Here is an 18,700-nt window from a genome sequence, read left to right as displayed (position 1 = left end):
TACACGTTTTCACATTTTCCCACATAAGAAAAAAGCTGCCACGTGGCAGCTTTTTCTCGGATTAGAAGTGTTTAGATACTAATTCAGCTAACGCTTCTTTCGGTTTGTAACCTAATGCTTGATCAACCACTTGACCATCTTTTAATACGAAAAGAGCTGGGATGCTCATTACTTCGAATTTACGAGCTGTTTCTTGGTTTTCATCCACATCTACTTTTACTACCTTTACTTTATCGCCTAATTCTGCATCGATTTCTTCTAATACAGGAGCAATCATTTTACAAGGGCCGCACCAAGGTGCCCAAAAATCTACTAATACAAGACCTTCGCTTGCTTCAGCTGCGAAAGTTTGGTCAGTTGCGTTTACAATTGCCATTTTATTTCCTCCTTTATGAACTTTCTAACCAAAGTATATCATTATCTTATATACGTGGCGAATAATATGTATCGTTAAGTATTTTAACAAATTAATTAACCTTTATACTAGAAAAAATTCTTCTGAGCGAAAAAGCGAGAAGCAGGGGACCTCTCGCTTTCCTTTATTTATATAGGGGTAATTACTTACTAGGAACTCATTATGCGCAACTTAAGAGTGTACTTTTAACTTTTTAAATTCTTCTGTTAGAAGCGGCAATACTTCGAATAAGTCACCAACAATGCCATAGTCAGCTACTTTAAAAATATTCGCTTCTGGATCTTTGTTAATTGCTACAATAATCTTTGAGTTGGACATACCAGCTAAATGTTGAATCGCACCAGAAATACCACATGCAATATATAAATCTGGCGTTACAACTTTACCTGTTTGCCCAATTTGCAGTGAATAATCGCAGTACTCTGCATCACAAGCTCCACGAGACGCACCGACTGCTCCGCCAAGTACATCTGCTAGTTCTTTTAACGGCTTGAAACCATCTTCACTTTTCACACCGCGTCCGCCTGCAATAATCACTTTTGCTTCGGAAAGGTCTACGCCTTCTGCTGTTTTACGAACAACTTCTTTAATCACTGTACGTAAATCTTTTACATCGACTGTCATAGAAGAAACGTCGCCTGTACGCGCTTCATCTTTTTCAAGCGGTGCAATGTTATTTGGACGAATTGTCGCAAATAAGACCCCATCTGTTACAATCTTCTTCTCAAATGCTTTACCAGAATAAATTGGACGTGTGAACACAACATTGCCACCAGCCACTTCTAACGCTGTCACGTCAGAAATAAGACCTGCCTCTAATTTCGCTGCAAGTTTTGGTGATAAATCTTTTCCTAATGCCGTATGTCCAAACACAATTCCTTCTGGTTTTTCTTCTTCATACACTGCTAAAAATGCTTGCGCATATCCATCAGACGTATATGAAGCCAATTTATCGCTTTCAACTGTCACAACGCGATCTGCACCGTAAGAAATGAGTTCTTGTGCGAATGAAGCGACGTTTTCACCTAGTAAAAGACCGACCACTTGTCCGCCTTCTGCAATTGTTTTTGCGGCTGCTACTGCCTCAAATGAAACGTTACGTAAAGAACCGTCACGAACTTCTCCCATTACTAATACTTTACGAGCCATATGTTTTCCCTCCTGAATATCCTAGTATTTTTTAAACTACTTTCGCTTCTGTATGCAATAACGATACAAGTTCTTTTACTTGATCTTGCAGTTCGCCTTGTAACACTTTTCCAGCATCTTTCTTAGGAGGTAAATAGATTTCAATCGTTTTTGTTTTCGCTTCTACATCATCTTCATCTAAATCTAAATCATCTAATTCTAAAGTTTCTAGCGGCTTTTTCTTCGCTTTCATAATACCTGGAAGCGATGGATAACGCGGTTCATTTAAACCTTGCTGCGCTGTTACTAACAGAGGTAACGATGTTTCAATTACTTCTGTATCTCCTTCTATATCACGCTCGATTTTCACGTTTGTACCGTCAATTTCAAGCTTTGTAATTGTTGTTACATATGGGATATTCAGCGCTTCCGCTACACGTGGTCCAACTTGTCCAGATGCACCGTCAATCGCTACGTTACCACCTAAAATTAAGTCGACATCCTTCTCTTTTAAGTACTCAGCAAGCACTTTTGCTGTTGTATATTGATCGCCATCTTCAACATCATCTTCAATGTTGATTAGTACCGCCTTATCACAGCCCATCGCTAATGCCGTGCGAAGTTCTTTTTCACTATCTTCACCGCCAACAGTAACTACTGTAACTTCACCGCCATTTGCATCTCTTACTTGAATTGCTTCTTCAATCGCATATTCATCGTAAGGGTTGATGATGAATTCTGCTTCGCCATCGTAAATTGCACCGTTTTTAATTGCGATTTTTTCTTCTGTATCAAATGTTCGTTTCATGAGTACGTAGATGTTCATTCTATTTACCCCCTTGTTTTTTAAGAAAAATTTAGTTAATTATAATATTCCGTTAATTTATATTAAAAAAATAGAGAACTACCTGCCGCTAAAAGAAGGTTTACGTTTTTCTAAAAACGCTGCTACACCTTCTCTTCCATCTGCACTAGTGAACACTTCACCAAATATTTGCGCCTCACGTTGTACTCCCTCATAATAATGAGAAGACTTCGTTGTTTGTAGCAGTTCTAATACAGCACGGACAGATGCTGCGCTTTTTCCAGCAATCTTTTTCGCCACCTTCAGCGCCTCTTCTAATAATACTTCTTCAGGGAATGCCCGGTTTGCAAGCCCAACCTCAGCTGCTTCCACACCTGAAATCGGATCGCTTGTTAACATCATTTCACAAGCTTTCGCTTTCCCAACATAACGCGGTAAGCGCTGCGTCCCCGCAAATCCTGGGATCAATCCTAGCGTTAACTCTGGCAAACCGATTTTTGCAGTTTCACTTACAAAGCGCATATGGCAAGACATCGCAAGTTCTAATCCTCCGCCAAGCGCTGCGCCGTGAATCGCCGCAATAATTGGCTTTGTAAATTTTTCAACACGTTCAAAGATCACTTGTCCATGTTGTGATAATTTTGTTGCCTCTTTTGCTTCTTCAACAGAAGTGAACTCTTTAATATCCGCTCCCGCTGAGAAAAAGCGGCCTTCTCCATGAACAAGGACAACGCGCACATTCTCATCCGTTTCCACTGCATCAAGCAGTTCACCAACTTCACTAATAACTTGTGAAGACATCGCATTTGCTGGCGGATGATTAATCTTTACAATTGCTATGTAATCCTCCACCGTTACAGATAGGAAATTCAAATGTACTCCCTCCCCATTAATTGCGGTAACCACAAGCTGCTATTAATAGCTCATGCACCGTTTTCGAATTTGCGACCAAATCATATTTATGATCGCTCATTACCCAGTTGGTAACAACTTCATCTACTGTTCCGAAAATCATTTGTCTCGCCACACGGACATTTAAATCCGTGCGAAATTCTCCTTGTCGTACGCCAGTTTCTAAAATTTCATCAATGACTTGCAAGTACCCTTTCAGCACTTCATTAATTTTGAGGCGTAAGTCCTGGTTAGATTGGCGAAGTTCTAGTTGCGTAACGATAGCAAGAGAATCATTTTGCGAAAGTAAAGAGAAGTGCGTTTCTACCAACATAAATAACTTCTCTACAGCGCTTTCAATTCCTGCTGTTTTTTGCCGAATTGTTTCGATAAATTCTCCCATCTTCTCCTGAAATAAGGATATCAATATATCTTCTTTATTTTTGAAATATAAATATATCGTTCCATCGGCAACACCAGCTTGTTTTGCTATTTTTGAAACTTGGGCTTGGTGGTATCCATTTTCTGCGATGACAATCACCGCTGCATCAATAATTTGATTATATTTAGGTCGATTCTTTTTCACAGTACTATCCCCTTTAAGAAGATGACTGAATGATGATTCATTCACATTTCAATAATACTGACTATTTCAACTATTGTCAATGCTATTCACTCAAAAAAAGAAAGGGCATTAGCCCGTTTGCTCATCATCTTGCTTTTGCAACTCTTCCTCAACAAGCACACGACGCAAAATCTTACCAACAGTTGTTTTCGGTAATTCTTTTCGAAACTCATATACTTTCGGCACCTTATATGCTGCTAAATATTTGCGAGCAAATGCATTTAATTCTTCTTCTGAACATGTTACACTATCTTTCACAACAACGAACGCTTTTACCGTTTCACCACGATACGGGTCAGGTACACCAAGAACAACCACTTCTTGCACTTTTTCATACTCATATAATACTTCCTCTACTTCACGCGGATATACGTTAAATCCACTTGCCACTATCATATCTTTCTTCCGATCTTTCACATAAAAAAAGCCGTCTTCATCCATATATCCAACATCACCTGTATACAGCCATCCATCTTTCAGCACCGCTGCTGTTTCCTCCGGCTTATTCCAGTAACCTTTCATTACTTGCGGGCCTTTCACAACAATTTCACCAACCTCACCTATCGGCAACGGTTCACCTGTTTCTAGTGAAAGAATACGCGCATCTGTACTCGGCCATGGCACGCCAATACTTCCGGGCACTCGCTTTGTCCATAAAAAGTTACCATGCGTAACCGGGGATGATTCTGTCAAACCGTATCCTTCTACAAGCTTTCCGCCTGTCACACTTTCAAACTGTTCTTGCACTTCAACTGGAAGAGCAGCTGATCCGCTAATACATGCGCTAATAGAAGAAACATCATATTTATGAAGTTCAGGATAGTTTAATAGTGCAATATAAATAGTCGGAGCTCCAGGAAATAACGTAACGCGATGTTTTTTAATCGCCTCTAATACCATTTTAATATCAAATTTCGGAATGAGGACCATTTTATACGCTTCCATAATTGACAGATTCATAACAGCTGTCATCCCATATACATGAAAAAACGGCAATACTCCGAGAATAACCTCTTCACCTGCCCGGCAATTATAAAGCCAATGAATTCCCATCCTTGTATTAGATACAAGATTTTTATGAGTAAGCATAACGCCCTTTGGAAATCCTGTCGTTCCGCCTGTATATTGTAAAAGTGCCAAATCTTCTTCTGGATTGCACGGCACGTCTACCGCTTCATCCTCTGTACGTTCAATAGATTTCCAAACGTGAATATTCTCACTTTCTTTTACATGAACAACGAGATTTGTTTGTTTCTTCTGTACAAATGGATACAATAAATTTTTTGGAAATGGTAAATAATCGGCGATGCGTGTCACAATGACATGTTCAATATTCGCTCTAGACTGAACATTGCTGACTTTCGGAAATACGATATCGAGACAAAGAATAACTTTCGCACCTGAATCATGAAGTTGGTATTCAAGCTCTCTTTCTGTATAAAGCGGATTCGTTTGCACGACAACACCGCCAGCTAATAGTGTTCCGTAATAACCGATAACACCTTGCGGACAGTTTGGCAGCATAATCGCAACTCGGTCCCCTTTTTCTAATCCAAGCCTCTGAAGGTAATTGGCAAATTGCCTGACTTTACGATCTAGCTCTGCGAACGTAATATCCTTCCCCAGGAAATGAAGCGCTTTCTTTTCTGGGTATTGTGAAGCGGCTTCCTGCAAATACACATGAAGAGGCTTCATATCAAAAGAAATCGTGTGCGGAATTTCCTTTGGATAATTTTGCAACCATGGTTTTTCCACTTCTAACTCCCCCTTCTCTACATTATAAAAACATAACTTCTCTGCGGTACGCCCGTTCTAAAATAAATGAATGTGTATTCATGTTGCTTATTTTCATTATAGTATAGGGATTCCCCTGTTACAATCATAATATTCGGACTATTACAAACCTATTACCACCCTACAAATATTCTCCAGCACACAAGTGTAATAACTCCAGTTAATAACGAAAATACAACTTGCCTTTTCCATACGCCTACACCAAATGCTACAATCCCTGCAACTATATACTCAGGACTCCATGTTCCTCCCTTTTCATGGAACAGAACAAGCGGAATTGTTAATGAAGCAAAAATACCAATTGGAACAACCTTCAAACCTCTTTCCGCCCACTTTGGAAACGAAATACGAGAACTTAACAAGAGCATTGGAAAACGAGTTACATATGTCAGTAAAACCATAATACAAATCGATACAAGTAACATACTATTCACGATGCATCACCCCTACAATTACAGCACTAATGGTACCAAATACAACCGCCAACGTCGTTCCTCCTATATAATATCCCATACATGCAGCCGCTCCCGAAACAAGCGCAACAACTGCATAAAAGCGAGAAACAATACTCGTTGCTAAAAAACCTAAAAACGTTGCAACAAACGCAAAATCAAGACCATATTCTTCTGGATTCGAAATAAAAGTGCCAAAATACAATCCCACAAGTGTACTTACATTCCAAATGACATAATCTAACGCACCTGCTCCAAAATAATAAGGTAAACTAGCCTTATTACCTTTCGCTACATACGCAGACTTCAAAGCATACATTTCATCATTTAACATCCACGCCATCATCATTAACTTGCCGGTAGAAACATTACGGAGTGCCGGTCCTAACGATAATCCATATAACATTTGTCTTACATTTAAAAGCGTCGTGGACAAAATCATGGGCCATCCAACCACTCCTTGCGTAATAAATCCTATTGCTGCAAATTGTGAGGAAGTCATATTTAACAGCAACACTTCAAGAACGCCTAATCCCGTTTGTTTTGCAAGAATACCAAAAATAAGTCCATCAACAATACTTGCAGAGGCAATCGGTAAAATGTGCTTCATTCCTTTTAGAAACTCCTGCCGCTTATTATGTACTACGATTTTTTCTTTCGCTATCCCATCTTATCTCCCCATTCTTTCCCTTTGCATAAGAAAAAGATGCGGGTTATGAACCACACATCTTCTTTAATATATAAATTCAAGAGACTCATGTTATTCCCTTCAACAAATATTACATTCTACCGATATAAAGTGAAACCCTTAACGATGTAGAGACTGAATTGGTAAAGAAGACTTCCTTAACAAAAAGTCTTCTTTCCTGATCAATTATTCTTTCTTTAAATTAATCTCAACATCTTTTCCATTCTCATCTTTCAAAATCACTTTAAAATCTCCTACTTCATCAAAAGAAGTAATATCAAATGTTTTCACCTTAATGCTCTTCTCATTATTTAAAGTTTTTGAATATCCCTTCAATGTTGATTGATACGCTTTTCCTTTATGATCAATTAACGTAATACTATTAATTGTCTGGTTTATTTGTTTTCTCTTTTCAACATCCTCTACAGAATCAAATTCAAACGTGATATTCATCCCTGTTGGCAACAATTCAGCAGAAGAAATTTTTAACGATTCCAGTTCTTGCTGAGGAATATATTTGATATCATAATTTTTATTAAATTTATTATCGACTGTGATACTATTTTCCCATTTTCCAAGAATTTCTTTATTTAATTGCATGCCACTTTTATGAAATGCAAAAATATTTTCTTTCTCGATATTAGATTTTGTTTCTGCTTCTGTCATAAATGTAGTATCTTGATTTTCTAACGATGAAAATAATTGGATTGATTGTATATTGAAATTCAAACTCTTAATATCAGTAATCGGATTCATTGGGTATAAAACAAAATTACCTGTCAGTTCACCATGCTCTGCATCTACCCGTATACTTTGTTCTCCGCCTGCCAATATTTCTCCATTCTCCTCCGTTAAACCAGTTGTTGTATCAGCTTTTTCTATATATCTTCCTTTATTGTCAGTTAAATCGTATACCATGTTTAATCCGGAAACTTTTTGCAACACACTTTTATCATCAAATTTATACCGTAATGAAAATACGATTTTTGATTTATCATACGCTATGTCCTTTACTTGAATTGTAACTCCACTATCTTTCATACTATTATTTTTCTCTACTTTTTGCATATATCCGTTATCTGCAGCCTTTTGTACCCCTCGATCTTTTGTAAGGAAGATTTCCTTTACCATCGCCAAAGGAGACTCACCATACAAAGCAAGACCCGCAATAGATAAGCCTGTAATCACAGCAGCAATTTGTTTTTTATATAAAAATCGTTTTTTCGTTTTTTTACTGTTTCTGATTTGCTCAAAAGCAAATTCTTTCTTTTCTATAACACTTTTAGGGATTAAGGTATCTTCATTTAATGATTCTTCTAACTGCTTCTCAAAGTTAAAATTCATTTGAACTCCTCCCATTACTTAATGTTTGATTTTCTTGTAAGTAGTATGTTTTTAACTGCTGCCTTGCTCTACTTAATCTCGATTTTATCGTTCCTTCTTTTTCACTTAAAATTTCACTTATTTCTTTTGTCGTAAATTTATTTACATAAAATAAAACAATCACTAATCTGTACTCGACACTTAAATGGTTTAAAATACTTTCGAAATCTAATTTTTGTTCTATCTTTTCATTCATCGCATGCTGACTCGGAACTTGCTCGTAATCTTCGACATATACAATTTTATTTTTTCTTATTATATCGTTACACTTATTCATTAATATTTTCATAATCCATGTTTTAAAATATCGCGGTTCTTTTAATTTCTTCAAATTGCTAAACGCTGCAAGAATGGTTTCCTGCACAGCATCGCCTATATCTTCTTCATTTTTGAGACGTGCTTTTGCGACCTTATACATTTGCGGCATTATAATATCAATTGCCTCAATAAAGGCTTCTTCATCACCCTTTTGTGCTCGCTTTAAGAGTAACTCCATATAGCTCCCCCTTTAAAAGATTCATATACGTATATATCTTTGTACACCTATTAGACTATATAGAGATTCAAATGGTTGCATTTTATAGGATTTTTTTCAAATACTATATAAATCCATTTTAATTTCCCAACATATAAGTTGCTTCTATGCACGGCCAGATGCTCTCGTTCCCCCTTAAAAGAAAGGGGTTTTTATGTCGTTTTTTAATTTATATATAACTCCTTCTATCATATATCTTTCTGTAACTCTGATAAAAATCTCTTGTAAATTAAAATACTAGAAGGAAACGACAAAACTTTCACGAATTTACCATTTGAATCTAACCATAGGAGGTTTTTTCTATGTTCCAAACTGTAGAAGTTTTTTTAAAAGCGTGGAAATACGAAGCAGATTCAACACAAAAAGTATTAGATATGCTAACTGATGAATCACTGACACAAGAAATTACACCAGAAAACTGGACGCTAGGACGCATTGCGTGGCATATTGTGGAAGCTATTCCTGTTATCGCATCACGCACAGGACTCCAGTTTGACGCACCGGCGAATGACTTCCCTGTTCCAACTTCAGCTCAGTTTATTGCAGATAGCTATCGTCAAACTGCCAGTGCATTTGTTGAAGCAATTCAAACACAATGGACAGACAAAGACTTAGCTACTTTAAATGACTTCTTCGGACAGCAAATGCCCAATTCAATCTTTCTTATGACAATTATCAATCACCAAAACCACCACCGCGGACAAATGACAGTCCTTATGCGCCAGGCAGGATTGAAAGTTCCTGGCATTTACGGCCCGGCAAAAGAAGAATGGGCTGCAGCTGGAATGGAAGAGCCAAAGAGGTAATGTTTGCTTACTAAGAAGCTGCCCCAAAGTTTCACTTTTGGGCAGCTTCTTATTCTTTCACTTTTATTCAGCTCAGCAAATCGACTACTTGCATGTTGAATATCGTCGAAGTGTCTTTAAATCGTGTCGAGTCGCCGATATATTGCAAGGAACAGTCGATAACGGAAAAAAGGGCCGACTTCAAAAGGCAATTATGTGCCTTTTGGGGCAGCTTCTCTATGCGAACAAAACAAATTTCTCTGGAATCATTTATAATGGATACAAATGAATATTGGAGCTGAAACGCATGGATTATATAAGTTATTTACGAAATATGGTTGGGCATGAAAAAGTAATTATGGTGGTGGCAGGTTGTTTTGTCTTGAATGAAAAAAATGAAGTGCTTCTGCAATTACGATCTGATAACGGCAAGTGGGGCCAGCCTGGCGGATTTATGGAGTTTGGTGAGACAGTTGAAGATACAGCAAGAAGAGAAGTGTTTGAAGAAACTGGTTTACAATTAGGTAAGCTTGAATTCTTTAATGTGTATTCTGGAAAGAAATACGAAAGAACGCTTGCTAACGGTGATCAAGTTGCCTTAGTGAAGTTGACTTATATTTGTAAAGATTTTCACGGAACATTACATACTGATAACGAAGAAAGCTTACAGCTAAAATTTTTTCCCTTAGATAACTTACCTGAACTATGGCAGAATCAACAAGAAGTTTTTGACGATTTGTTGGAATTTATGAAAAGAAAGAACTAATTTTTTCTATCAAGTTAAAAAAAAGAGGTATATGGTTACGCACTCACCTGCGTTCGATATTCTACCGGACTCAGATGAATGCGTTTTTCTTATAATTGTGATTCGCAGTTATCATCACCTATTATAAAAGCATTCTCATTCCATTTATAATTACGCTTACTGTCCCTATCATCATTAGAAGTAAAAAAAACTTCTTCTCTGGTTTTCTGTAATATAAGACTCCTCCTATTAAAAGTATTATCAATCCACCTACCAGATTAAGTACAAGTAAATCCATAACCGTTCCCCCTAAATAGATATTTGACATATAAGTCTTTGAAATACACCATGACCGCAACTTGCTTTCTCCCTCTGTTTTAAACCTCGCATGTGGCAGAAAAGGGCCCTGACCGCTTCTATACGTGGCCAGATGCTCTCGTCGCCCTTATATACCTTTCTAAATCGCATCCTTTTTCTCAATATCTCGAATTGCTAAGTAGGCAATCATAATTCCAACAGCTGCAAGGACAAACTGAATGGGAATAATCGCGGCCACCGTGAATCCTGGATTATTAGAACAAGCGAATGAAACAACAAGCAATGATGATACAATTGTGATCGGAACAGAATGTTTACGCATTCCGAAATATAGCGGAATTAAACTTGTACCTGCTGCAGCGACTGCAAAGGGAATCATGTTGATTGCTTGCTTCATCCAGTCAGTAAATGTGATTGAATATGATATAAATGAAAAATATCCATGTAAAACAAAGACAGCACCTGTAACAACTACGTTAGATAACCAAATCGTTATAAATGTCAGTAGCGCTATAATGGCTAATTTACTCGCAAAGAGTTTCTTCCGCTTGACCGGATAAGAGAACATGAGCATAATTGTCTTATTTTTATATTCTTCAATAACTAATTGCGCAAGCAATACTGCCGCAAACACAATAAACGTTGCCCTTATCATTATCCCTATCAATAAAAAAGCTTCCTCAGCATTCGTCATAATTACATCCTTTTCTACTTCCTGTACATAGTTCATAAAAATGAACAAAGCCGTAATAATGATGTTGGCAAGTACTGCTCCTTTTACATACCAGCCAAACTTAAACTTTTTCATTTCTAGCTTCATGAGGTGTAGCATAATGGCCTCTCCTCCTAGTTCGCCTAATTTATTTAAACAGATCCACTTGCTCTATTTTTCTTACAGTCATATAAGCAATCAATAGTCCAACACAAGCTAATGTAATCGGGACCAAAATAATATCATATAAGGAATAATGACCAGATAAGCTCGATGTTAGCAGGGACATAATAATAACCGCCGATACAATCGTTGTCCGCACTGAATACTTTTTCATACCAAAATATAAGGGAATCAAGCTAATTCCAGTTGCCGCGATGGCATTCATTAATAATTTAGATCCATTTTGCAAAAGAATTGTCATCGTTAACGGCTCTGTTATGACTGAATAATATACATTTAATACATAAAAGAAACTAAAAATTACAATGTCACAAATAACAATCGAAAGAAATGTAAAGATCATAATAATGAACAATTTTGCAATCATCATTTTTTTACGATTAATCGGATACATAAACATAATGATCATTGTCTTTTCTTTAAATTCCTGAATAATAAATTTAGCAATTAAACTTGCCCCAAATATCATAAAGACTGCTTTCACAAAAATATCAATAGACCGAAAAGCATCATCGTAACTTTTAAATTCTCCATCAAACATAATTAATGTAACAAACCCCAGCATAACAAGAAGTGCTATGAAAGCCCCTTTAATGACTGGCCATAATTTAAATTTAACAAGTTCTAATCTTATTAAATTAAGCATGGATTCCCTCTCCATTCATAAGATTTAAGAAATACTCTTCCAATGAACTATTCTTTTTATTGATACTTTCAATTGCTATATCATTCATAATCAATGTTTTCGAAATAGCTTGTTGCGTTGCTGACATGTCATAAATGCGAATTATATTTTCACTCATAATTTTATAATTTGTCAGATGTAGTCTATTTTCTAGCAGATAAGCTGCTTGTTTCACATCTTGAACAGTGACCTCAACATACTCCGTTTGTTGCCCATTAATACTTTTCATCGAAACTTCTTTTATTAGCTTTCCGTTTTGAATGACACCAATTGTATCTGCCATTTGTTCCATTTCACCTAAAATGTGGCTAGACACTAACAGCGTAATCCCATATTCTTTACAAAGTATTTTAAATAATTCTCGTAACTCTTTAATACCGATCGGATCTAAACCGTTGATTGGTTCATCTAAAATTAACAACTCTGGTTTTGTTGTAATCGCTCTTGCAATTCCTAGTCGCTGCTTCATCCCAAGTGAAAAATCTTTTACTTGTTTATCATCAACATTGTGTAAATTTACAAGGTCTAACGCTCGATCAATTGCTTTCTTGTCATAGAACCCCATATATTCGCAGTGTAAATTCAAATTTTCTTTAGCTGTTAGTTTTTCATAAAAAATTGGATATTCAATAATTGTCCCCATTCGCTTTAATACTTCATATGAAGTATTCGTTAATTTCTCACCGAAAATCTCAATCTCACCGCTCGTCGGTTTAATTAAATTCGTGATCATTTTCATAATCGTTGTTTTACCAGCACCGTTTGGCCCAAGAAACCCATATATTTCACCTTGTTTCACATGCATATTTACGTTAGAAATAACTTCTTTACCATGAAACACTTTCGTTAATTGATTCGTTTTCAATACGTACGTCATCTTTCATTCCCCTTTCGCTCCCGTTCTATATTTATATAATAAGAAATGAAATTCTCTTTTTTCTTACCTATTCCTTACAAATTTCTTAAGTTAAAAAAGCTTGTAGAATTGCTCCTTCTACAAGCTAATAATTGATTCTTCTTAACATAACTGTAAATACTGTTTTCTCATAAGGTTTACTAGATAGATGAATTTCTCCCCCTAATGCTTCTACAAGCCGCTTCGTAATCGTAAGTCCAAGTCCACTGCCTTGATACAAACGATTTCGTGAATCTTCTAATGTGTACATACGTTCAAATACTTTATCGATATGAGATTCAGAGATTCCTTTTCCTTTATCCCATATGTCCACGTATACAAATTGATCATCACTTCGCAGTGTAATCCCTAATGTTTTTCCGTCTCCCCCATAGGCAATCGCGTTTGAAATTAAGTTATTCATAATTCTTCCGATAATTTCTGTATTCCCGTGCGCATAGATCGGTGTTTCCGGTATATCGATATGAACGTCAAATCCTTGCGTTGTTAACAAATCATAAAATGACAGCATATGTTCCTGACAAATTTCATTCATATAAATCCGCGTCATTTCAATATCCTTATCACCGGATTCTAATTTAGCAAGATCGAAAAATTTATATATAAGATCGAGCACTTCTAACGTTTTCGTATGAACTTTTTCTAATAATACCTCCCGATCTTCTTCACTTATCGTCTTATCTACATTTAAAATTTCTACATAACCAAGAACCACAGTAAGCGGCGTCTTTAAATCATGCGAAATGTTAGAAAGCATTTTTCTCATGGAGATTTCCAGTTTTGAATGCTTAGCGATTGTTTTTTTCTTTTCATCTAATAAATAATTAATCGCCACTAATAATGACTTCAATTCTTTATCATCTGTCACAACTAATAAATTTTCACTCGTTTGCTTTTCTAGAATCATATGAAGCTTTTCATATGTATAACGTAAATTTGCACTTCGATTTTTTCCTGTGCGATATTGAAAATAAATTACACAAAGTAATAGAAAAATAATTGCCGTTAAAAATAAAACCATTCTATATCACTTCCAGCTTATAACCGATGCCCCATAATGTCTTAATGTATTGCGGCTCTGATGGATCGTCCTCAATTTTTTCTCGCAGCCTTCTCATATGGACATTAATGACATTCTCATCACCGTAATATTCTTCATTCCAAATTAAGCTATAAATTTGCGCCTTCGTAAACACGCGATTTTGATTGGTCGCAAATAATTTTAAAAGCTCAAACTCCTTCGATGTAAGTTTAATAGCTTCGTTATTTTTCTGAACAGTAAAATTAGCCGTATCAACTTTCAAATCCCCAACCACAATCATGTCATCTTGCTTTTGCTGCGGAGCGGAATACGTAGTCGACCGGCGAATTCCAGCCTTCACTCGCGCAGACAACTCAATCATAGAAAACGGCTTACAAATATAATCATCGGCGCCAAGCCCAAGTCCTAATGCCTTATCAAGATCTGTATCCTTTGCTGACATAATTAAAATCGGAACAGAGCTCTTTTTCCGAATCATATTCATCACTTCTAAGCCATCTATTTTAGGCATCATAATATCAAGAATAACTAAATCAAACTGATCTTGTAAAAACTTAGCAAACCCTTCCTCTCCATCAGAAGCTACCGCTACAACAAACCCCTCTTTCGTTAAATAGCCCTTCACCATTTCTTGAATCGATATATCGTCTTCTACCAATAAAACTTTATGTTGCACACCATCACCCATTTTCTAGAAGAATTTATATGTATATTGTAACTTGGTGGTGTAATTTGGTAAATAAAATATACAGAGTGGATCACATATAAAGTGAAACTTCCATCAGTGGGGGTTTTCTTCATCCCCCACTGATTATCAGCCCTCACCAATCGGGCTTTTACGGGCAGTTTATCTCCCACCTATCTTCTTAAGAAAAGCGGAAGTGGCTCGTTCAGAATGTGAGGGGGATGGAGCTTCTGATGTAGAGGTGTTTTTTACCTCTTAGGAAGAAGCGAAGCCACCGAACATTCTAGCCACTGGAGCTGGACAATGCTTTCGCCGAATTTTGAGGTGGGAGTATTACTGCCCACAAATAGCGGGATAAAGTGAAACTTCCGTCAGTGGGGGTTTTCTTCATCCCCCACTGACGGTTAGTTGAACCAATCGGGCTTTTACGGGCAGTTATCCCCCACCTATCTTCTTTGCTTCTCTCTGAATCTTGAGGTGGGGGTCTTACTGCCCGTTAATGCGGGATAAATATAACCATGTTCCTATCATTCTTTTATCCCTACTAGCATGTAGCATCGTTCCTCGTTTCAATTCCTCCTATATGAATACAATTACATTCAAATAGCTTTCATTTCCAAAAAACAAAATGCTCAATAATCTTATTGCTCGGACAAGCATACAAGCAAAAAGGGCACAATTTCATATAATTAAATTATATTTTAACAGAAAGGAGTTTTATTATTCTTGTCAGCAAAATACTTTAATTCTTATGGGTGTCCTGCTCCGGTTCCAACATATCTAAGGGAATCCGCTGTATTTACGACAGGATCTATATTGAAAAATCCCAATACCGAGGTCGTGATCGTTACGCTTTTAAATGAGGATTACAACATGCCCCAAACCGTCACCGTATCCGTGTTAGATTGGCAAAATACATGTAATTCAGCCGAAATTGTCAAGTTTGCATTTTTATGTGGACAAGTCGTCAATCCACCTTTAAACACCGCACAAACGATTCAACCTCAGCAAAGCAGCATCGTTCCGCCTGACAACGTTCAACCGATTCTCACACCGTTTACGTTTACAATTCCTCCACGCAATCTTTTCGTCATTCACGCATTTCTCCCAAATTCTTTTCAGCCGCCAAGTCCTTGCTACGAAGTACTTGTAACCTCTCAATATGGACCTGCCAACTGTATCATCATGAACACATTTGGAGTCAATACTGCGGGTATTCCGCAAGAAGGAAATACGATCTTGCATCATCAGTTTTCATCTACTCCTGCCGTCTCACATGATCTTCCACATTATCCTTTCGCTCCGCTTAGACTTATCACTCCATAAGGAAACAGGTTATTATATTATCCACGATTCAGGAGATGCGAGTAAAAAGCCCCTTCAGTTCATACACTGAAGGGGCTTTTCGTTAATTGGATCGATACATGGACTACCGATTCATTTTCAAAAGAAGTCTTTTACGACAATTTTTCCAATCTAATATCCCAAACTGTATTCATGAAAATACCGCATAATGATCACTTCACGGTGCTTATACGATAGTGTTTTCACTAATTCTAGCAATTCACTGCGTGTTTCCATATGCAGCACCTCTTCATCTGTTCTATAAAACTGGTCCTGCCAAAATTCTTTGCTCTTCTCGAGAATCCGGAATCTGCGCTAGGTATGAAGGTAGCATTTGCATATTTGCGGTGGAAAGTTGCTTATACCCGATAAAGTGAAACTTTAATCAGTGGGGGTTTTCTTCATCCCCCACTGATTATCAGCCCTCACCAATCGGGCTTTTACGGGCAGTTTATCTCCCACCTAACTTCTTAAGAAAGGCGGAAGCGGCTCGCTCAGAATCGCAGGACGCCCACGCACCTGACAGAGAGGCGCTTTTTGCCTCGTCCGAGGGGGCGAAACGACCGGAGATTCTAGCCGCTAGAGCTGGACAACAAAGAAATGTGGAAGTGGCTCGTCCAGAATGTGAGGGGGATGGAGCTTCTGACGTAGAGGTGATTTTTACCTCGCAGGAAGAAGCGAAGCCACCGAACATTCTAGCCACTGAAACTGGACAATGCTTTCGCTGAATTTTGAGGTGGGAGTATTACTGCCCACGAATAGCGGGATAAACGAAACAAGCGCAATGATTCCATTAAGAAAAATGATAGCATAACAAGGTTTTTGGGAATATTTGCAGAATAATAGTCTGTAATGAAAGAAAAAGGCAGAAAGGACAATAATTTGAATGGATAAATGGGATTGTTTAAAGCAACAAATAAAAGAAAAATACAAAACGCATAATGTAGATAGACCCTTTATTCTTGCGATAGATGGTTTAAGTGGTGCTGGGAAAACGACATTAGTACATCAACTAAAAAATGTCCTAGATAATGTAGTAATTATCCATATAGATGACCATATTGTTGAGAAAGCTAAGAGATATAATACAGGGCACGATGAATGGTTTGAATACTATCAGTTACAATGGGATACTAATTATCTAAAAGAACACTTATACGAAAAATTGTACCAAAATGAAAAGTATCTATCTTTGCCATTTTACAACAAGGAAAAAGATACATTTACACAGAGAACAATAAAGATATCACCTAAAAGTATCGTAATCATTGAAGGTATTTTTCTTTTGAGGGAAGAATGGAAAACATTTTATGATTACGTAGTATTCTTAGATTGCCCTAGAGAGATAAGATACGAGCGTGTACTTCATCGTGATACATACATAGGGAATTTGGAAGAACGATTAAAGAAATACCAAAATAGATATTGGGTAGCAGAAAATTATTATTTAAAAAAGCAAAAGCCTTTAGAATTTGCTCATTACGTTCAACAATTAGATAGGATTAACTCTAAAAAATAGGCGTATTCGACTTTCATTTCGAATACGCTTATTAATTTGAAGAAAATAAAAAAACAAGTTAAACAGAGCCAAAAAATTTAAAAACGGCGGGGGTTCTTCATGGACTATCTTCAACCAAACCTGTCGTCGCTCTCCCATGTTTATTACGCTATTAAAGGTCCACGACCCATTTCCCACCTAAAAATCCCTATAGAACTTCTTATTTACCTATAGTGCAACTTCATTTCTTCCCTCAACAATGATATGATGGAGTTCACTATGATTGTTTTCAATTCACTGTATATAAAAGGAGATTTCATATGTCAGAAAATAGTAAAGTAAGCTTAGCCGATTTAATGCGTGAGCAACTTGCGAAGAAAAAGCAAGGAAATGGAAATGGAGCTAATGCAAAAAATCAAAATCAAGCAACGAAGAAGCTACAAAATCAACAAACGAAGAAACCAAACAATCAACGTAGACGCACAGGTGTATAAATGAACGGACAAAAACGCGCAAACATATCACCTGGTCTCGAAGTTGATATTGTACTAAAGCAAGATCAGCGTACTGGAAAGCTAACGCGAGGGATAGTGAAAGACATTTTGACAAACTCACCTTCTCATCCACATGGCATAAAAATACGTTTACAAGACGGACAGGTTGGCAGAGTACAGCACATTGTACAATAAAAAAGGAGCTCATTTTATCTAACGGGTTCCCTTTTGATTTGCAAACATTGCAAATCACATCATATTTTTTTCACTAATATCAATGCAATTCTCTGAGTAAATAACATCAATAAACGCAAAGAAGGGATAGCTTAATGGCTATCCCTTCTTTGCGTTTATTGATTGTCTTCATCGCTTTTGTACTCCAAAATATCACCTGGCTGACAATCCAAAGTCTTACATATCGCTTCTAATGTTGAAAAACGAACCGCTTTTGCTTTCCCATTTTTCAGAATAGAAAGATTCGCCATAGTAATCCCAACCCTCTCCGAAAGCTCCGTTACGCTCATTTTTCGTTTTGCTAACATCACATCAATGTTAATAATAATTGCCATATCCTTCA

The 18,700-nt window shown here is 37.0% G+C and carries 23 protein-coding genes and 1 pseudogene; 6 read left to right on the top strand and 18 right to left on the bottom strand.

Features of this window, described 5'->3' with window-relative positions; all coding sequences use genetic code 11:
* Window positions 1-61: 61 nt before the first annotated feature.
* From trxA to MR076_RS09010, 10 genes are all read right to left on the bottom strand, one after another.
* Window positions 62-376, bottom strand: a complete 315-nt coding sequence (trxA, locus tag MR076_RS09055) for a thioredoxin (protein WP_242219850.1) — start codon at window positions 374-376, stop codon at window positions 62-64.
* 210 nt (window positions 377-586) lie between these two features.
* Window positions 587-1,564: an electron transfer flavoprotein subunit alpha/FixB family protein gene (locus MR076_RS09050; protein ID WP_242219848.1), complete on the bottom strand. Its 978-nt coding sequence runs from the start codon at window positions 1,562-1,564 to the stop codon at window positions 587-589.
* Window positions 1,565-1,595: 31 nt separating this feature from the next.
* Complete coding sequence (gene etfB / locus MR076_RS09045) at window positions 1,596-2,369, bottom strand: electron transfer flavoprotein subunit beta/FixA family protein (protein ID WP_242219846.1); 774 nt, start codon at window positions 2,367-2,369, stop codon at window positions 1,596-1,598.
* Window positions 2,370-2,447: 78 nt separating this feature from the next.
* The gene (locus MR076_RS09040) at window positions 2,448-3,221 is read right to left on the bottom strand and encodes an enoyl-CoA hydratase (protein WP_242219844.1); all 774 of its coding nucleotides are present in this window, start codon (window positions 3,219-3,221) and stop codon (window positions 2,448-2,450) included.
* 16 nt (window positions 3,222-3,237) lie between these two features.
* Window positions 3,238-3,825 (bottom strand): TetR/AcrR family transcriptional regulator, encoded by a 588-nt coding sequence (locus tag MR076_RS09035; RefSeq protein ID WP_472927082.1) that lies wholly within the window; start codon window positions 3,823-3,825, stop codon window positions 3,238-3,240.
* 108 nt (window positions 3,826-3,933) lie between these two features.
* Window positions 3,934-5,619 carry a long-chain-fatty-acid--CoA ligase gene (locus tag MR076_RS09030; protein WP_242219839.1) on the bottom strand — a complete coding sequence of 562 codons (1,686 nt, stop codon included), beginning with the start codon at window positions 5,617-5,619 and terminating at the stop codon, window positions 3,934-3,936.
* A gap of 152 nt (window positions 5,620-5,771) precedes the next feature.
* Window positions 5,772-6,083 carry an AzlD domain-containing protein gene (locus MR076_RS09025; protein WP_242219993.1) on the bottom strand — a complete coding sequence of 104 codons (312 nt, stop codon included), beginning with the start codon at window positions 6,081-6,083 and terminating at the stop codon, window positions 5,772-5,774.
* A 1-nt stretch (window position 6,084) separates the two neighbouring features.
* Window positions 6,085-6,720 (bottom strand): AzlC family ABC transporter permease, encoded by a 636-nt coding sequence (locus MR076_RS09020; RefSeq protein ID WP_242219837.1) that lies wholly within the window; start codon window positions 6,718-6,720, stop codon window positions 6,085-6,087.
* A 264-nt stretch (window positions 6,721-6,984) separates the two neighbouring features.
* Window positions 6,985-8,142, bottom strand: a complete 1,158-nt coding sequence (locus tag MR076_RS09015; RefSeq protein WP_242219834.1) for a DUF4179 domain-containing protein — start codon at window positions 8,140-8,142, stop codon at window positions 6,985-6,987.
* The gene (locus MR076_RS09010) at window positions 8,132-8,677 is read right to left on the bottom strand and encodes an RNA polymerase sigma factor (RefSeq protein WP_242219833.1); all 546 of its coding nucleotides are present in this window, start codon (window positions 8,675-8,677) and stop codon (window positions 8,132-8,134) included. The genes MR076_RS09015 and MR076_RS09010 overlap by 11 nt, the downstream gene beginning before the upstream one ends.
* Window positions 8,678-9,018: 341 nt before the next feature.
* Between MR076_RS09010 and MR076_RS09005 the strand changes: the two genes are divergently transcribed.
* Window positions 9,019-9,522 (top strand): DinB family protein, encoded by a 504-nt coding sequence (locus tag MR076_RS09005; RefSeq protein WP_242219831.1) that lies wholly within the window; start codon window positions 9,019-9,021, stop codon window positions 9,520-9,522.
* A 286-nt stretch (window positions 9,523-9,808) separates the two neighbouring features.
* Window positions 9,809-10,267, top strand: coding sequence for an NUDIX hydrolase (locus MR076_RS09000; RefSeq protein ID WP_242219829.1), 459 nt, complete (start codon window positions 9,809-9,811; stop codon window positions 10,265-10,267).
* A gap of 121 nt (window positions 10,268-10,388) precedes the next feature.
* Here the strand turns inward: MR076_RS09000 and MR076_RS08995 are convergent, their stop codons facing one another.
* From MR076_RS08995 to MR076_RS08970, 6 genes are all read right to left on the bottom strand, one after another.
* A complete protein-coding gene (locus tag MR076_RS08995) occupies window positions 10,389-10,544 on the bottom strand; it encodes a hypothetical protein (RefSeq protein WP_242219827.1) in 156 nt (51 codons plus the stop codon).
* A gap of 159 nt (window positions 10,545-10,703) precedes the next feature.
* Complete coding sequence (locus MR076_RS08990) at window positions 10,704-11,396, bottom strand: ABC transporter permease (RefSeq protein WP_242219825.1); 693 nt, start codon at window positions 11,394-11,396, stop codon at window positions 10,704-10,706.
* A 28-nt stretch (window positions 11,397-11,424) separates the two neighbouring features.
* Complete coding sequence (locus MR076_RS08985) at window positions 11,425-12,105, bottom strand: ABC transporter permease (protein ID WP_242219823.1); 681 nt, start codon at window positions 12,103-12,105, stop codon at window positions 11,425-11,427.
* On the bottom strand, window positions 12,098-13,021 hold the full coding sequence (locus tag MR076_RS08980; RefSeq protein ID WP_242219820.1) for an ABC transporter ATP-binding protein: 924 nt from the start codon (window positions 13,019-13,021) through the stop codon (window positions 12,098-12,100). Before MR076_RS08980 ends, MR076_RS08985 begins: the two co-directional genes overlap by 8 nt.
* Before the next feature lie 124 nt (window positions 13,022-13,145).
* A complete protein-coding gene (locus MR076_RS08975) occupies window positions 13,146-14,081 on the bottom strand; it encodes a HAMP domain-containing histidine kinase (protein WP_242219794.1) in 936 nt (311 codons plus the stop codon).
* 1 nt (window position 14,082) lies between these two features.
* Window positions 14,083-14,778, bottom strand: coding sequence for a response regulator transcription factor (locus MR076_RS08970; protein WP_242219792.1), 696 nt, complete (start codon window positions 14,776-14,778; stop codon window positions 14,083-14,085).
* A gap of 882 nt (window positions 14,779-15,660) precedes the next feature.
* Between MR076_RS08970 and MR076_RS08965 the strand changes: the two genes are divergently transcribed.
* Window positions 15,661-16,113, top strand: a complete 453-nt coding sequence (locus MR076_RS08965; RefSeq protein WP_242219790.1) for a hypothetical protein — start codon at window positions 15,661-15,663, stop codon at window positions 16,111-16,113.
* A gap of 159 nt (window positions 16,114-16,272) precedes the next feature.
* Here the strand turns inward: MR076_RS08965 and MR076_RS08960 are convergent.
* A pseudogene (locus MR076_RS08960) lies at window positions 16,273-16,446 on the bottom strand (sigma-70 family RNA polymerase sigma factor); the annotation flags it as partial.
* A 571-nt stretch (window positions 16,447-17,017) separates the two neighbouring features.
* On the opposite strand from MR076_RS08960, the gene MR076_RS08955 reads away from it, so the two are divergent.
* From MR076_RS08955 to MR076_RS08945, 3 genes are all read left to right on the top strand, one after another.
* Window positions 17,018-17,650 carry a kinase gene (locus tag MR076_RS08955; protein ID WP_242219788.1) on the top strand — a complete coding sequence of 211 codons (633 nt, stop codon included), beginning with the start codon at window positions 17,018-17,020 and terminating at the stop codon, window positions 17,648-17,650.
* A 299-nt stretch (window positions 17,651-17,949) separates the two neighbouring features.
* Window positions 17,950-18,123 carry a hypothetical protein gene (locus MR076_RS08950; protein WP_242219786.1) on the top strand — a complete coding sequence of 58 codons (174 nt, stop codon included), beginning with the start codon at window positions 17,950-17,952 and terminating at the stop codon, window positions 18,121-18,123.
* Window positions 18,124-18,318 (top strand): YwbE family protein, encoded by a 195-nt coding sequence (locus tag MR076_RS08945; RefSeq protein ID WP_242219784.1) that lies wholly within the window; start codon window positions 18,124-18,126, stop codon window positions 18,316-18,318. It abuts the gene before it with no gap.
* 155 nt (window positions 18,319-18,473) lie between these two features.
* Here the strand turns inward: MR076_RS08945 and MR076_RS08940 are convergent, their stop codons facing one another.
* The gene (locus MR076_RS08940) at window positions 18,474-18,692 is read right to left on the bottom strand and encodes a helix-turn-helix domain-containing protein (protein ID WP_013058154.1); all 219 of its coding nucleotides are present in this window, start codon (window positions 18,690-18,692) and stop codon (window positions 18,474-18,476) included.
* Window positions 18,693-18,700 lie beyond the last annotated feature (8 nt).

The organism is Bacillus cereus group sp. BfR-BA-01380, from assembly GCF_022663535.1.
Lineage (GTDB): Bacteria > Bacillota > Bacilli > Bacillales > Bacillaceae_G > Bacillus_A > Bacillus_A cereus_BB.
The sequence above is the reverse complement of the archived record's forward strand: the minus strand, read 5'-3'. Positions and strand labels throughout refer to the sequence as shown.

Bases quoted from the DNA above. Each gene is read 5' to 3' on its own strand.
- trxA (WP_242219850.1), bottom strand. From the start codon at position 376: ATGGCAATTGTAAACGCAACTGACCAAACTTTCGCAGCTGAAGCAAGC.
- MR076_RS09050 (WP_242219848.1), bottom strand. From the start codon at position 1,564: ATGGCTCGTAAAGTATTAGTAATGGGAGAAGTTCGTGACGGTTCTTTA.
- etfB (WP_242219846.1), bottom strand. From the start codon at position 2,369: ATGAACATCTACGTACTCATGAAACGAACATTTGATACAGAAGAAAAA.
- MR076_RS09025 (WP_242219993.1), bottom strand. From the start codon at position 6,083: ATGTTACTTGTATCGATTTGTATTATGGTTTTACTGACATATGTAACT.
- MR076_RS09020 (WP_242219837.1), bottom strand. From the start codon at position 6,720: ATGAAGCACATTTTACCGATTGCCTCTGCAAGTATTGTTGATGGACTT.
- MR076_RS09015 (WP_242219834.1), bottom strand. From the start codon at position 8,142: ATGAATTTTAACTTTGAGAAGCAGTTAGAAGAATCATTAAATGAAGAT.
- MR076_RS09010 (WP_242219833.1), bottom strand. From the start codon at position 8,677: ATGGAGTTACTCTTAAAGCGAGCACAAAAGGGTGATGAAGAAGCCTTT.
- MR076_RS09005 (WP_242219831.1), top strand. From the start codon at position 9,019: ATGTTCCAAACTGTAGAAGTTTTTTTAAAAGCGTGGAAATACGAAGCA.
- MR076_RS09000 (WP_242219829.1), top strand. From the start codon at position 9,809: ATGGATTATATAAGTTATTTACGAAATATGGTTGGGCATGAAAAAGTA.
- MR076_RS08995 (WP_242219827.1), bottom strand. From the start codon at position 10,544: ATGGATTTACTTGTACTTAATCTGGTAGGTGGATTGATAATACTTTTA.
- MR076_RS08990 (WP_242219825.1), bottom strand. From the start codon at position 11,396: ATGCTACACCTCATGAAGCTAGAAATGAAAAAGTTTAAGTTTGGCTGG.
- MR076_RS08985 (WP_242219823.1), bottom strand. From the start codon at position 12,105: ATGCTTAATTTAATAAGATTAGAACTTGTTAAATTTAAATTATGGCCA.
- MR076_RS08980 (WP_242219820.1), bottom strand. From the start codon at position 13,021: ATGACGTACGTATTGAAAACGAATCAATTAACGAAAGTGTTTCATGGT.
- MR076_RS08975 (WP_242219794.1), bottom strand. From the start codon at position 14,081: ATGGTTTTATTTTTAACGGCAATTATTTTTCTATTACTTTGTGTAATT.
- MR076_RS08965 (WP_242219790.1), top strand. From the start codon at position 15,661: ATGCCCCAAACCGTCACCGTATCCGTGTTAGATTGGCAAAATACATGT.
- MR076_RS08955 (WP_242219788.1), top strand. From the start codon at position 17,018: ATGGATAAATGGGATTGTTTAAAGCAACAAATAAAAGAAAAATACAAA.
- MR076_RS08950 (WP_242219786.1), top strand. From the start codon at position 17,950: ATGTCAGAAAATAGTAAAGTAAGCTTAGCCGATTTAATGCGTGAGCAA.
- MR076_RS08945 (WP_242219784.1), top strand. From the start codon at position 18,124: ATGAACGGACAAAAACGCGCAAACATATCACCTGGTCTCGAAGTTGAT.
- MR076_RS08940 (WP_013058154.1), bottom strand. From the start codon at position 18,692: ATGGCAATTATTATTAACATTGATGTGATGTTAGCAAAACGAAAAATG.